Origin of the sequence: Kitasatospora sp. NPDC051702 (genome assembly GCF_040681575.1) — a bacterium.
GTDB lineage: Bacteria > Actinomycetota > Actinomycetes > Streptomycetales > Streptomycetaceae > Kitasatospora.
On sequence record NZ_JBFAZB010000022.1, the window covers coordinates 35539 to 49111 of the forward strand.

The following is a 13573-nucleotide window of genomic DNA, read 5'->3' on the forward strand; positions in this document are numbered from 1 at the left end:
GTCACCACTCTTGGCGTGACCGGTCGGCGTCTCAAGGAGTGGAACGGTGGGCCGGATCACTTCGGGGGCGCGCGGCCCTGGGTTACGCTGGGGACATCATGCGCAACGGGCTGCTTCTTCTTAGCTGCCGCGTCGAGGGCCTGTAGTCCATTTCGGGCCGGCTCCCTCGCCGCGGGGATTCGAGCTGTGCGCGTCATCGGGCGATCCAACGGAGGATCGCGAGCGGCAGCTGGCCGGCCAGTCGGTGTTGATCTTCCCCGACCCGCCCCGCACCCACGCATCACAGGAAGCCGAGAGAGTCACTCCATGACCGAGCAGAGCTCCGCCGCGTCCATCCCCGCCGGTCGCGCCTTCGTCGACCGCCCCACCCCGATCACCGGCGCCTCCGTCCGCCAGCAGCCCTCGGGCATGCGGCACGGGCGCTACCTGCCGTTCGACACCGTCGACCTGCCGGACCGCACCTGGCCGAGCAAGGTGATCACCAAGGCGCCGCGCTGGCTCTCCACCGACCTGCGGGACGGCAACCAGGCGCTGATCGACCCGATGTCCCCGGCCCGCAAGCGCAAGATGTTCGACCTGCTGGTCGCGATGGGCTACAAGGAGATCGAGGTCGGCTTCCCGTCCTCCGGTGCCACCGACCACGCCTTCGTGCGGTCGCTGATCGAGGAGGGGGCGATCCCGGAGGACGTCACCATCTCGGTGCTGACCCAGGCCCGCGAGGAGCTGATCGAGAAGACCGTCGAGTCGCTGGTCGGCGCCCCGCGCGCGACCGTCCACCTGTACAACGCGACGGCCCCGCTGTTCCGCCGGGTGGTCTTCCGCAACGACCGGGCCGCCACCAAGGCGATCGCCACCGACGGCACCCGGCTGGTGATGGAGTACGCCGAGAAGCTGCTGGGCGAGGACACCGTCTTCGGCTACCAGTACTCGCCGGAGATCTTCGTCGACACCGAGCTGGACTTCGCCCTGGAGGTCTGCGAGGCGGTGATGGACGTCTGGCAGCCCGGCGAGGGCCGCGAGATCATCCTGAACCTGCCGGCCACCATCGAGCGGGCCACCCCGAACGTCCAGGCCGACCAGTTCGAGTGGATGTCGCGCAACCTGTCGCGCCGCGAGTTCGTCTGCCTGTCCGTCCACCCGCACAACGACCGCGGCACCGCCGTGGCCTCCGCCGAGCTGGCCTACATGGCGGGCGCCGACCGCATCGAGGGCTGCCTGTTCGGCCAGGGCGAGCGGACCGGCAACGTCGACCTGGTGACGCTGGGCATGAACCTGTTCTCGCAGGGCATCGACCCGCAGATCGACTTCTCCGACATCGACGAGGTGCGCCGCACCGCCGAGTACTGCAACCAGATGGAGGTGCACCCGCGCCACCCGTACGCCGGTGACCTGGTGTACACCTCCTTCTCCGGCTCGCACCAGGACGCCATCAAGAAGGGCTTCGACGCCCTGGAGGCGGACGCGAAGGCGGCCGGCGTCCCGGTGGAGGAGCACACCTGGGGCGTGCCGTACCTGCCGATCGACCCGAAGGACGTCGGCCGCACCTACGAGGCGGTCATCCGGGTCAACAGCCAGTCCGGCAAGGGCGGTGTCGCGTACGTCCTGAAGAACGACCACAAGCTGGACCTGCCGCGCCGGATGCAGATCGAGTTCTCCCGGATCATCCAGGCCATGACCGACGCCGAGGGCGGCGAGGTCACCCCGGCCGAGATCTGGCGGGTCTTCGAGGACGAGTACCTGCCCACCACGGAGAACCCGTGGGGCCGGATCTCGCTGAGCGGTTCGCGCACCCTGACCACCGAGGACGGCCGGGACGCGCTGATCGCCGGCGCGCTGGTGGACGGCCTGCCGGTCACCCTGACCGGTGTCGGCAACGGTCCGGTCTCCGCCTTCGCGGACGCGCTGGCCCGCATCGACGTGGACGTCCGCGTCCTGGACTACGCCGAGCACGCGCTGAGCGAGGGCGGCGACGCCCAGGCCGCCGCGTACGTGGAGTGCGCGGTGGACGGCAAGGTGCTGTGGGGCGTCGGCATCGACGGCAACACCGTGCTGGCCTCGCTGAAGGCGATGATCAGCGCCGTCAACCGGGCGCAGCGCGGGTAGTTCGTACGAGTGGCACGCGGCGGGGCCGTCCTCCGGGGCGGCCCTTCGCCGCACCTGGGGGCGGCTGTGTCCTGCGCCACATTTTTTCGGGTCGGAAGGCGTTCGGGGTACTGACACGTGCCGGTAACCGTGGCAACATCGATCCACCGGAAAGCCGGGTCGGTGGGACGGCCCAGGTGTCCGGTCGCGTGACCTGCCCATAGTTGTGCAGGCCGCCTGCCATGTCTGGGGAGTGGCGCCGTGACCAGGTTGTGGGGTGTTCGCCCGCGGTGGCGGACGGACGTTCTCGGTGACTTCTTCTGCCCCGGCTGTGGCGGGGACCGCAACTACCGCCGGCAGCACGGCCGGCGGTGGCTGCGGTTGCTGGGGACGCCGGTGCTCCCGCTCGGCCCGGTGATCGGCAGCGTGCAGTGCACCGGCTGCCACGGCCGGTACGGCGTCGAGAGCCTGGAGCAACCGACCTGCGTGCGTCTCGGAGCGATGCTGCGGGACGCCCAGTACACCATCGCGCTGGCCCTGCTCGCGGCCGGCGGCACCGCCCACCGGGCGGCCCGCGAGGCGGCCTGCACGGCGGTGCGCGAGGCCGGCTTCGAGGACTGCGGCGAGGCGCAGGTGCTGGCCGCGCTCGCCGCGCTCTCCGGGCTCGGCGGCGAACTCCGCGACGCCCACGAGCTGGGGGAGCCCTCCGGCGAGGGGCTGGGGGAGGCCGCCGGCCTGGCGGTGGAACTGCACGCGGTGCTCGAACCGCTCGCCCCGCACCTGGCCCACCAGGGCCGGGAGCGGCTGCTGCTGCAGGGTGCGGCGATCGCCCTCGCCGACGGCCGCTACCTGCCGCAGGAGCGCGAGGCGCTGGCCGCGGTCGGGCGCTGTCTGGACCTGCCGGCGTCGCGGGTCGGGGCGCTGCTGGAGGCGGCGACCCGGGCGCCGTACTAGTCGCCCCGCCCGTCCCGGTCTCCGGCTCCGGGCCGGGCCCCGGCGGCGGGTGCGCCGGGCCACCCCCGCCGAACCGACCTCCTGGACCTGAACCGACCTCCTGAACCGTCCGACCGGACCCCCGAGCCATCCCCATCCCCCACAAACGGGCCCGACTCCCCCCTCCGGGCCCGCCGTGACCCGCACCGTACGGTCCTCCCCCACGGACTCGGTGCGGGCAACACGGCTGTCGGCGCCCGCCCGGGCCCCGGCGGTCGTCGCCGGCTGTCGGCCGGGGCCGGCGGCTGGGGGAGAATGGCTGGCATGAGTCTTTTCCGGGCCGACGGCGTCGTGTTGCGGGCGCAGAAGCTCGGCGAGGCCGATCGGATCATCACCCTGCTGACCCGCCAGCACGGCAAGGTGCGCGCGGTGGCGCGCGGGGTGCGGAAGACCAAGTCCAAGTTCGGCGCCCGCCTGGAGCCGTTCTCGCACGTGGACGTGCAGTTCTTCAGCCGGGGGAGTGAGCTGGTCGGCCGAGGGTTGCCGCTCTGCACCCAGGTGGAGACCATCGCGCCGTACGGCGGTTCGATCGTCACCGACTACGGCCGCTACACCGCCGGGACGGCGATGCTGGAGACGGCCGAGCGGTTCGCCGAGAACGAGGGCGAGCCGGCCGTGCAGCAGTACCTGCTGCTGGTGGGCGGTCTGCGCACGCTGGCGGCTGGCCTGCACGAGTCGCACCTGGTGCTGGACGCCTTCCTGCTCAGGTCGCTCGCGGTGAACGGGTACGGCGCGAGCTTCACCGACTGCGCCAAGTGCGGCCTGGAGGGGCCGAACCGTTTCTTCTCGCTCCAGGCGGGCGGCGTGCTCTGCCCGGACTGCCGAGTGCCGGGATGTGCCGTACCCTCCCCTGAGACACTGGTACTGCTCGGGGCGCTGCTGTCAGGGGACTGGCAGACGGCCGATTCCTGCGAGCCGCGGTACTGGCGGGAGGGCAGCGGCCTGGTCGCGGCCTATCTGCAGTGGCATTTGGAGCGGGGCATCCGCTCGATGAGATACGTGGAGAAGTGAGCACATGGCAGCGCGACGGCTCTTCGGCGGCGGCAAGCAGCGGGAGTACGTTCCCCCGACCCCGCACCCCAGCGGCGCCCGGCCGCCGAAGATCCCCGGTGAGCTGGTCCCCGAGCACGTCGCGATCGTGATGGACGGCAACGGCCGCTGGGCCAAGGAGCGCGGGCTGCCGCGCACCGAGGGCCACAAGGTCGGGGAGTCCGTCGTGCTGGACGTCCTCAAGGGCGCGATCGAGCTCGGGGTCAAGAACATCTCGCTGTACGCGTTCTCCACCGAGAACTGGAAGCGCTCGCCCGACGAGGTGAAGTTCCTGATGAACTTCAACCGGGACGTCATCCGCCGCCGCCGGGACGAGATGGACGCGATGGGCGTGCGGATCCGCTGGGCCGGCCGGATGCCGAAGCTGTGGAAGAGCGTCGTCCAGGAGCTGCAGGTCGCCGAGGAGCAGACCAAGGGCAACGACGCCGTCACGCTCTACATGTGCGTCAACTACGGTGGCCGGGCCGAGCTCGCGGACGCGGCGCAGGCCCTCGCGGCCGACGTCGCCGCCGGGCGGCTGGACCCGAAGAAGGTCAACGAGAAGACCCTCGCCCGCTACATGTACCACCCGGACATGCCGGACGTGGACCTCTTCCTGCGCCCCAGCGGCGAGCAGCGCACCTCCAACTTCCTGCTCTGGCAGTCCGCGTACGCCGAGTTCGTGTTCCAGGACGTGCTCTGGCCGGACTTCGACCGCCGTGACCTGTGGCGCGCCTGCGAGCAGTACGCGATGCGCGACCGCCGCTTCGGCGGGGCGATCCCGAACGAGGTGCCGGCGCCGGTGGGGCTGCCCACCCAGCGCTGAGGCGCGGCGCCGGGGCACGGCGAAGGGCCCGCGGGAGCAGCTCCCGCGGGCCCTTCGCCGTCGCGTCCGGGCGGCGCGCTCAGACCTTCTTGGCGCACTCCGCGCAGGTGCCGAAGATCTCCAGGGTGTGCGCGATGTCGCTGAACCCGTGCTCGGCGGCGACCGAGTTGGCCCAGCGCTCCACCGCCGGGCCCTCCACCTCGACGGTGGCGCCGCAGTGCCGGCAGACCAGGTGGTGGTGGTGCCCGCTGCTGCACCGGCGGTAGACCGCCTCGCCGTCGGCGGTGCGCAGCACGTCCACCTCACCGGCGTCCGCGAGCGACTGGAGGGTGCGGTAGACCGTGGTCAGACCGACGGAGTCCCCGCGGTGCTTGAGCATGTCGTGGAGCTCCTGCGCGCTGCGGAAGTCCTCGATCTCGTCCAGGGCCGCCGAGACGGCGGCACGCTGCCGGGTCGATCGGGCGCGCGGCGACGGGCCTGCGGTGGTCACCGTGGGTCCTCCTGGGGTGGTGGGCGTCTCGCACCTCATTGTGCCAGCCCTGCCCGCCGCCCCGGGGTGGTCGTGTCGGACGAACTCTGTTCCGGGAGTTGCCCCGGGTGCGACCCGGCCGGACGGTCCGGCAGTTCGACGTCGCAGACCTTCGGTCCCGGGTCCGCGGAGGCCCGGTGGCGGCGCCGGGCGAGCGGTGCCGCGAGCACGCTGAACACCGCGAAGACGGCGATCGCGAGCAGCACGATGGCCGGACCGGAGGGCACGTCGAGCTGGTAGGAGCCGGTGACGCCGGCCAGCGAGACCACCACGCCGAGCGCGATCGAGGCCGCCTGGGTGGCGGCGAAGGAGCGGGTCAGCTGCTGGGCGGCGACCACCGGGACCACCATCAGGGCGCTGACCAGCAGCAGGCCGACCACCCGCATGGCGACGGTGACGGTGACCGCCGCCATCACCGCGAGCAGCAGGTTGAGGGTGCGCACCGGCAGCCCGGTGACCCGGGCGAAGTCCTCGTCCTGGCAGATCGCGAAGAGCTGGCGCCGCAGCCCGACGGTGACCGCGACGACCACCGCGCCGAGCACCGCGATGGCGGTCAGGTCCGCGGGGGCGACGGTGAGGATCGAGCCCCACAGGTAGCTCTCCAGCGAGCCGGCGCCGGCCTGGGCGGAGAGCGAGACGAGTAGCTTGCCGCAGGCCATGCCGCCGTAGAAGAGCATCGCGAGCGCGATGTCGCCGCGCTGGTTGCCACGCGAGCGGACCAGCTCCATGGTGACGGCGCCGAGCACGCAGACCAGGACGGCCATCCAGACCGGGCTGGTCTGGAAGATGAAGCCGAGGCCGACGCCGGTCATCGCGACGTGGCCCATGCCGTCGCCCATCAGGGCCTGCCGGCGCTGCACCAGGTAGATGCCGACGGCCGGGGCGGTGATCCCGACCAGGACGGCGGCGAGCAGGGCGCGCTGCATGAACTCGTAGGACAGCATCTCGGTCATGCGAGCAGCCTCGGCGGGGTGTGGTCGGCGTGCGGGTGGACGTGGTCGTGGCCGGGGAGCGCGTGCAGCCCGGTGTTGGGCACCGGCGGGCCGTCGTGCGCGACGCAGCCGTCCCGCAGCACCACGGCGCGGTCGATCAGCGGCTCCAGCGGGCCGAGTTCGTGCAGCACGAGGAGGACGGCGGCGCCGCGGGCGACCTCGGCGCGCAGCGTGTCGGCGAGCACCTGCTGGCTGGCGGCGTCCACGCCGGCCATCGGCTCGTCCATGATCAGCAGGTCGGGGGTGCCGACCAGGGCGCGGGCGATCAGCACCCGCTGCTGCTGGCCGCCGGAGAGGTCGGCGACGCCGTCCCCGGCCCGCTCCAGCATGCCGACGGCGTGCAGCGCGCGGTCCACCGCGGCGCGGTCCCGGCGGCGGAACGGCAGCAGCCGGTGCTGCGGCAGGCGCCCGGTGGAGACCACCTCGCGCACGGTGGCGGGGACGCCGGAGGCGGCGGTGGTGCGCTGCGGGACGTACCCGATCCGGTGCCAGGCGCGGAACCCGGCGTACGGGACGCCGAACAGCTCCAGGGAGCCCTGCTCCAGCGGGACGGAGCCGATGACGGCCTTGACGGTGGTGGACTTGCCGGAGCCGTTGGCGCCGAGCAGGGCGACCACCTCGCCGGGCTGGACGGTGAGGTCGACGCCGCGCAGCACCGGCCGGCCGCCGCGCGAGGCGACGGCGTCACGGAGGCGGACGGCCGGGGGTGTCGGAGGGGTCATGGCGTGCTGTCGTCCCGTCAGCTGGCGGCGCTGGTGGCGCCGAGGGCGGCCTGGAGGTTGGCCAGGTTCTGCTTCATCACCGTCAGGTAGTCGTCCTTGGCCGGGTCCTTGACGCCCTCCAGGGGGTCCAGGACGGCGGTCCTGAGGCCGAGGTCCTTGGCGACGGTGTCGGCGAGCTTGGGGCTGACCAGGGTCTCGAAGAAGATCGTGGTGACGCCGTTGTCCTTGGCGGCCTTCTGCACCTCGGCGAGGCGGGCCGGGGTGGGCTCGGACTCCGGGTCGACGCCGTTGACGGCGACCTGGGTGAGGCCGTAGTGCTCGGCGAGGTAGCCGAAGGCGGCGTGGCTGGTGACGAAGGTCCGGGTGCCGGCGTCCTTCAGGCCGGTGCGGAACTGCTCGTCGAGCGCGGTCAGCCGGCCGACCAGGTCGTCGGTGTTCCGGCGGTAGTCCTCGGCGTGGGCCGGGTCGGCCTTGGCGAACTCCTCGCCGACGCTCCTGGCCACCGCCGCGTAGCGGGTCGGGTCGAGCCAGATGTGCGGGTCGCCGGCCGGGCCCTCGTGCCGGTGCCCGTCGGCCCCGCCGTCCTCGGCGCCCTCGTCGAGGTGGTGGTCCACCAGCGGGCTGGCGGCGGTGGCGTCGATCTTGTGCTTGCTGCCGGACTGGGCGACCGCCTGGTCGACGGTGGGCTGCAGGCCCTTGAGGTAGAGGATCGCGTCGGCCTTCTGGACGGTGCCGACCTGCTTGGCGGTGAGCTCCAGGTCGTGCGGCTCGACGCCGGCCGCGGTGAGGTCGGTGACCGCGACGTGGTCCTTGCCGATCTGCTGGGCCAGGTACTCCATCGGGTAGAAGGAGGCGACGACCTTCAGCTTGCCGTTCGCGTCCTGGGCGCTGCTGCTGCCGCCGCAGGCCGTGAGGGCGAGGGAGGCGGCGAGGGCGGTGGCGGCGAGGGCTATGGAGCTGCGGGTGCGTCGTCGGATCATCATGACAATCATTCTCATCTTTAGTGGAAATGATTGTCAACTCACTCGGACGGGTGAACGGCAGGTGACGATGGGTGGGGGAGACCGGACGATACCGATTTGAACCACGTACCCATATGGCCGGTAACCTGAGGTATTCGGGTACGCGCAACCAGCCGTGCCCTGACCGTGCCGTACGTACTGAAGAGAGCACTGTGGCCGCCGACAAGATCGACACGATCGTCAGCCTGAGCAAGCGCCGTGGCTTCGTCTACCCCTGCAGCGAGATCTACGGCGGCACGCGTGCCGCCTGGGACTACGGGCCGCTGGGTGTCGAGCTCAAGGAGAACATCAAGCGCCAGTGGTGGCGCGCGATGGTGCAGGCGCGTGAGGACGTCGTCGGACTCGACTCGTCGGTGATCCTCGCCCGTGAGGTCTGGGAGGCCTCCGGCCACGTCGCCACCTTCAACGACCCGCTGACCGAGTGCCTCTCCTGCCACAAGCGCCACCGGGCCGACCACCTGGAGGAGAAGTACGAGGCCAAGCACGGCTTCCCGCCGGCCAACGGCCTCAAGGACGTCAACTGCCCCGACTGCGGCACCAAGGGCCAGTTCACCGAGCCCAAGGACTTCTCGGGCATGCTGAAGACCCACCTCGGTGTCACCGAGGAGGCCAGCGGCCTGGCGTTCCTGCGCCCCGAGACCGCCCAGGGCATCTTCACCAACTTCAAGGCCGTCCAGACCACCTCGCGCAAGAAGCCGCCGTTCGGCATCGCCCAGACCGGCAAGAGCTTCCGCAACGAGATCACCCCCGGCAACTTCATCTTCCGCACCCGCGAGTTCGAGCAGATGGAGATGGAGTTCTTCGTCAAGCCGGGCGAGGACGAGCAGTGGCACGAGTACTGGCTCCAGCAGCGCTGGGACTGGTACGTCGGCCTCGGCCTGCGCACCGAGAACATGCGCTTCTTCGAGCACCCGAAGGAGAAGCTCTCCCACTACGCCAAGCGCACGGTGGACATCGAGTACCGCTTCAACTTCGGCGGCAGCGAGTTCTCCGAGCTGGAGGGCGTCGCCAACCGCACCGACTACGACCTGCGGGTGCACAGCGAGGCGTCCGGCCAGGACCTGAAGTACTTCGACCAGGAGTCCGGCGAGCGGTACTTCCCGTACGTCATCGAGCCGGCGGCCGGCCTCAACCGCGCCATGCTGGCCTTCCTGATCGACGCCTACTTCGAGGACGAGGCGCCCAACGCCAAGGGCGTCCTGGAGAAGCGCGTCGGCATGCGGCTCGACCCGCGCCTGGCCCCGGTCAAGGTCGCCGTCCTGCCGCTGTCGCGCAACGCCGACCTCTCCCCGAAGGCCCGCGGCCTGGCCGCCGACCTGCGCACCGCGTGGAACGTCGAGTTCGACGACGCCGGCGCCATCGGCAAGCGCTACCGCCGCCAGGACGAGATCGGCACGCCGTTCTGCGTCACCGTCGACTTCGACACCCTCGAGGACAACGCGGTGACCGTGCGCGAGCGCGACACCATGTCGCAGGAGCGCGTCTCGCTCGACCAGGTCAAGTCGTACCTGGCCGCGCGACTGATCGGCTGCTGAGTCCGGCCGGCGCCTCCGGGAGCCCCCGTCCGCCCTCACCGGGCGGGCGGGGGCTCCCGTCGTCGCGGCCCGTCGCGGCCCGGCGCGGCTACCTGCGGCCCCAGCGGGACCGCGGTGCCGGGGCCGGCGTGGTCGGCAGGCCGGCGCTGCGCAGCGCGGCGAGGGTGGTCCGGTGCCGGACGGCGTCGGCCAGCAGGGCCGCGAGCAGTTCCTCGTACAGCCCCGGGGCCGTCTCCAGGGCGGCCGCCAGCCGGACCAGCTCCGCCGGCGGGCGCAGCGCGGCCAGCTCGTGCAGCAGTACGGTGGCGAGCTCGGCCGGCAGGCCCGTCGCCAGCGAGGCCAGGTCCGCGGTCGGCCGGCCCGCCGCCTGGCGCAGCAGGGTCCGCAGGTCGGCCCGGCGGTTCGCGCGCCGCAGGCCGTCGGCCAGCGCGGTGAGCTCCGGTGTCGGCGCCGAGCCCCACTCCCAGAGCAGCGTGGCGCCGTCCGCGCTCTGACCGGCCCGCTCCAGCGCCGCCAGCAGGGCGGGCAGCTCGGCGGCCGGGAGGCCCCAGAAGGTGTGGAACAGCTCCGCGGCCTCCTCGGCCAGCCCGAGCTCGCGCAACTCCGCCAGCACCGCCACCGCCTGCTCCGGGGAGCAGCGGGCGGCGCTCCTGGCCAGCCGGAGCGAGGCGCCCGACGGGCCGCGCCGGGCCAGCATGCCGACCAGCAGTGCGGTGTCGGCCGGTTCGAGGCGGGTCGCGGCCTGGGCGAGCAGCTCCGCGGCCTCGGCGAACGCGCCGGCGCGGTGCAGGGCCGACACCCGTTCGGACAGGGCGCCTAGGTCGGGCCGGGCGGGCGGTGCCGCCGGCGCGGGGTGCGGTGCCTGCTCGGACTGCCGGTGCCGCAGCCGGGTCTGCAAGTCCTCCAGCTGGTCGCTCAGTTGGAGGCAACGGGCGCCCAGGCCCTCGCGCAGGGTGCGGGCCTGGGCCAGTTGGCGCAGCAGGTCCCCGTCCGGCCGCTGGCGGCCCGGTGCCGCCCGCAGCGCCTCGTTCAACCGCCGCTCCCGCTGGCTCGCGTAGCGGCTCGCCCGGAGTAACTCGTCCAGCTCCGCCCGGAGTTCGTGCGCCTGGTGCTCGCCTTCCAGGTGCTGGCCCGCGGGTTCTGCCGTCGGCCGCATGCGCATGATCGCCCCACCCTGTCCATCTCGACCCTGACTGCGGGACATCCTGGCGTCGTTATGTGGCTGGGGAGTTAAGGGAGCACGTCCAGTCGTGACCGAGTGGTGTCAAGGAGCTCGCAGAGGGCGGACGCCGCGAGAAGTGCGCCGGTCGCGCTCCGGAGCAGCGTCGCCTCGAAGTACGGCCCCGGCAGCAGCGCGGCCACCGCGCACCCGACGGCCAGGCCCGCCGCCGCGGCGGGGAGCAGTCGGAGGGACTCCCGGCGCAGCGCGGCCGCCGCCACCAGCAGGCCCGCGGCGGCGGCGAGCCGGGGAGTGCCGAAGGAGGCGCCGTAGCGGATCGCGAGCGCCGGCACCAGGAAGAGGGCGAGCGCGCGGCCGGTCGTCGCGGTGAGCGCGGCGACCCGGGGGCCGGGTTCCTGCGCGGACCGCGGCAGCGCCGCGGTGACGGCCAGGGCGGCCACCCCGGCGAGCGCGCCGGGCAGGTGCCCGCCGAGCCGGCCCAGGTTGTAGAGCAGCACGGTGTCGTACAGCACCAGCATCAGGTGGCCGTACAGCCACAGGTCGACCGCGAACAGCACCGGGCTGCGCGGCGGTCGGTCGGCGGGCGGCTCCCGCCCGGCGATCCGGGCCAGCAACGGCGGGGTGACCAGCGCCGAGACGATCCGCAGCGCGATGTCGTCCACGGTGTACGGGTTGTGCAGGTCCCACTCCACCGCGCAGAACGCCACCGTGTAGGAGGCGGCGGCGAACGGGACCAGCGGCGAGCGCGCCACCCGTACGTACAGGCCCCGGTCCAGCCGGCGCAGCACGGCGGCGAACGCCAGCAGCACCAGCGGCAGTTCGAGCAGCGCCTGGACCCGGAGCACGGTGGGCGCCAGCAGCTCCGGTGCGGGGAAGTGCGCCGCCAGCCGGTCGAGCAGCGCGTTCGGGCCCGCCAGGTCGAACCAGCCGGGCGGCAGGTGGCGGGCGACGAACGCGGCGCTGCCGTCGTGCACCCGGCGGACGTACACCGTGAACAGGGCCTGGTTGAGCAGGATCAGTCCGACGACGACGGCCAGCGCCGCCTCCGGGCCGAAGCGCCCCCCGCGCCCGGGCGGGACCTCCCGGCTCCCGCGCCCCCGCGGGACCTCCCGGCTCCCGCGCCCGGGCGCGACCTCGCGCCGCCACGCGCGTGGCGCCAGTGCCAGCGCCGCCCCCGTCGACAGCAGCACGGCACCGTCCAGCAGCGGGACGACCGCCCTCACGCGGCCAGCCGTGCGCGGGCCTCCATCAGCGCGAAGCCGAGCAGGTTCTCCCCCCGCCACTCGGCGGGGCGCTCCGCCCGGACGTCGTCCGCGGCGAGCCCGATGCCCCAGATCCGGTCCACCGGACTGGCCTCGACCAGCACCCGCGCCCCCGTGCCCAGCAGGTACGCCCGCAACCGCTCGTCCTGCCCGAACTTGGCGACGTTGCCCTCGACGACCAGCTCGAACCGACCGGCCTCCCACACCTCGCCGTCGAAGCCCCGGACCAGCCGCCCCAGCTTCTTCGCCTGGGCCGGGGTTCGCGCCTCCAGCACCTGCCGCGCGATGGCCTCGTCCCCGAACATCCGGGCCTTGCCCGCCATCATCCAGTGCTCGGCCGACGGGTACGTCACCCCGTCCACGGTGAACTCCGCGGGCCACCACTGGCTCAGGCACTCCTGCCGGGTGCCCCCGCCCCCGCGCGCGGTGTGCCCCCAGAACATCACCCACTTCGGCCGCGCCCCGGCCGCCGTCAGCGCCGCCAACTCGGCCCGGCTGCGGGCCTCGCCGGGGTGCCCCACGTGCTTCTCCTTCATATCGTCACTCTGACATGAAGGGGCGGGTCCGGGCCAGCGGGTTTCGGGGCGGCCGTCGGGGGTGCCCCCCGGGGGGCGCTGTGGAAGAGTGCGCCCCGGCCCGGGTGGGAGCCCGTCGCTCAGGCCGCCGGCAGGGTGTCGGCGAGCTCGCGGAAGCGGGCCGAGGGGCGCATCATGCCGTTCGTCCCGACGTTGAGGTTCTCGAGCCAGCCGTCGCGGTACCAGAAGATCGACGAGGTCAGCGGCGCCGGGTCGCCGGCGGCGAGGTTCCCGGACAGGTCGATCATGAAGCGGATCGCGTTCAGCGAGGCGCTGGTGCGGATCGGCGCGGCGCAGAAGGCGTTGCCCGTGGGCAGGGTGACCAGGGCGCCGTAGGGCAGTTCGATCCCGCCCAGGGCCTGCTCCAGGCGCAGCGCCCGGGCGGCGCCGGGCCAGGCGCCCGTGCCGTTGATGGCGTACAGGGTGTCGCCGTTGGTGGCGTTGAAGGACCGCCGGTTGAGGTCCTGGGCGGGCAGGTTGGCGAACGCCCGCTCCCACAGCTCCGGGCGGCTGATGCTCCACTGGTCGGCGGCGTGCTCGGCGATCGACAGGGCCGCCGTCGCCCCGCCCCGCTTCCCCCCGTCGACGCAGAGGACCACCGACAGCTCGTCGTCGATCCGCTGCGCCATCGTGTCCGGCCCCAGGCCGCTGGTCGGGGTGATCAGGAGCCGCAGCCGGTCCCGGACGTCGAAGACCGAGATCCTGGCGAGTTCCCTGCACGGGCCGTGCTCGTCGCACAGGGGCTTCGGAAGGTTCTTGCGGCTGCCGAACAGCGGCATGGGTGGCTCCCCCGGGTGGTCGTGGTGCGGTCGGATCGGGGCCACAG

General features: G+C 72.9%; 13 protein-coding genes. 5 read left to right on the forward strand and 8 right to left on the reverse strand.

Features of this window, described 5'->3' with window-relative positions:
• Positions 1-306 precede the first annotated feature (306 nt).
• From leuA to AB0N04_RS19660, 4 genes are all read left to right on the forward strand, one after another.
• A complete protein-coding gene (gene leuA / locus AB0N04_RS19645) occupies positions 307-2103 on the forward strand; it encodes a 2-isopropylmalate synthase (RefSeq protein WP_360210148.1) in 1797 nt (598 codons plus the stop codon).
• Positions 2104-2343: 240 nt separating this feature from the next.
• The gene (locus AB0N04_RS19650) at positions 2344-3036 is read left to right on the forward strand and encodes a TerB family tellurite resistance protein (RefSeq protein WP_360210146.1); all 693 of its coding nucleotides are present in this window, start codon (positions 2344-2346) and stop codon (positions 3034-3036) included.
• 303 nt (positions 3037-3339) lie between these two features.
• The gene (gene recO, locus AB0N04_RS19655; RefSeq protein WP_360210144.1) at positions 3340-4086 is read left to right on the forward strand and encodes a DNA repair protein RecO; all 747 of its coding nucleotides are present in this window, start codon (positions 3340-3342) and stop codon (positions 4084-4086) included.
• A gap of 4 nt (positions 4087-4090) precedes the next feature.
• Positions 4091-4930 (forward strand): isoprenyl transferase, encoded by an 840-nt coding sequence (locus tag AB0N04_RS19660; protein WP_360210142.1) that lies wholly within the window; start codon positions 4091-4093, stop codon positions 4928-4930.
• Between the two features lie 79 nt (positions 4931-5009).
• On the opposite strand, the gene AB0N04_RS19665 is transcribed toward AB0N04_RS19660, so the two are convergent.
• From AB0N04_RS19665 to AB0N04_RS19680, 4 genes are read right to left on the reverse strand one after another with little or no spacing between them, the layout of a single operon-like run.
• Entirely contained in the window at positions 5010-5420 is a 411-nt protein-coding gene (locus tag AB0N04_RS19665; protein ID WP_360210140.1) for a Fur family transcriptional regulator, read from the reverse strand.
• Positions 5421-5455: 35 nt separating this feature from the next.
• A complete protein-coding gene (locus tag AB0N04_RS19670) occupies positions 5456-6412 on the reverse strand; it encodes a metal ABC transporter permease (RefSeq protein ID WP_360210138.1) in 957 nt (318 codons plus the stop codon).
• Positions 6409-7173 carry a metal ABC transporter ATP-binding protein gene (locus tag AB0N04_RS19675; RefSeq protein ID WP_360210136.1) on the reverse strand — a complete coding sequence of 255 codons (765 nt, stop codon included), beginning with the start codon at positions 7171-7173 and terminating at the stop codon, positions 6409-6411. The genes AB0N04_RS19670 and AB0N04_RS19675 overlap by 4 nt, the downstream gene beginning before the upstream one ends.
• A 17-nt stretch (positions 7174-7190) precedes the next feature.
• A complete protein-coding gene (locus AB0N04_RS19680) occupies positions 7191-8156 on the reverse strand; it encodes a metal ABC transporter substrate-binding protein (RefSeq protein WP_360210134.1) in 966 nt (321 codons plus the stop codon).
• A 191-nt stretch (positions 8157-8347) separates the two neighbouring features.
• Here AB0N04_RS19680 and AB0N04_RS19685 point away from each other — a divergent pair, with 191 nt between their 5' ends.
• Positions 8348-9730 (forward strand): glycine--tRNA ligase, encoded by a 1383-nt coding sequence (locus AB0N04_RS19685; protein ID WP_360210132.1) that lies wholly within the window; start codon positions 8348-8350, stop codon positions 9728-9730.
• 88 nt (positions 9731-9818) lie between these two features.
• Here AB0N04_RS19685 and AB0N04_RS19690 read toward each other — a convergent pair whose 3' ends face one another.
• The 4 genes from AB0N04_RS19690 to AB0N04_RS19705 all read right to left on the reverse strand — a co-directional run bounded on the left by AB0N04_RS19690 (position 9819) and on the right by AB0N04_RS19705 (position 13526).
• The gene (locus AB0N04_RS19690) at positions 9819-10892 is read right to left on the reverse strand and encodes a hypothetical protein (protein WP_360210130.1); all 1074 of its coding nucleotides are present in this window, start codon (positions 10890-10892) and stop codon (positions 9819-9821) included.
• Between the two features lie 68 nt (positions 10893-10960).
• Positions 10961-12133 carry a hypothetical protein gene (locus tag AB0N04_RS19695; RefSeq protein ID WP_360210128.1) on the reverse strand — a complete coding sequence of 391 codons (1173 nt, stop codon included), beginning with the start codon at positions 12131-12133 and terminating at the stop codon, positions 10961-10963.
• Entirely contained in the window at positions 12130-12708 is a 579-nt protein-coding gene (locus AB0N04_RS19700) for an NADAR family protein (protein WP_360210126.1), read from the reverse strand. Before AB0N04_RS19700 ends, AB0N04_RS19695 begins: the two co-directional genes overlap by 4 nt.
• Before the next feature lie 119 nt (positions 12709-12827).
• Positions 12828-13526, reverse strand: a complete 699-nt coding sequence (locus AB0N04_RS19705; protein WP_360210124.1) for a hypothetical protein — start codon at positions 13524-13526, stop codon at positions 12828-12830.
• Positions 13527-13573: the final 47 nt, after the last annotated feature.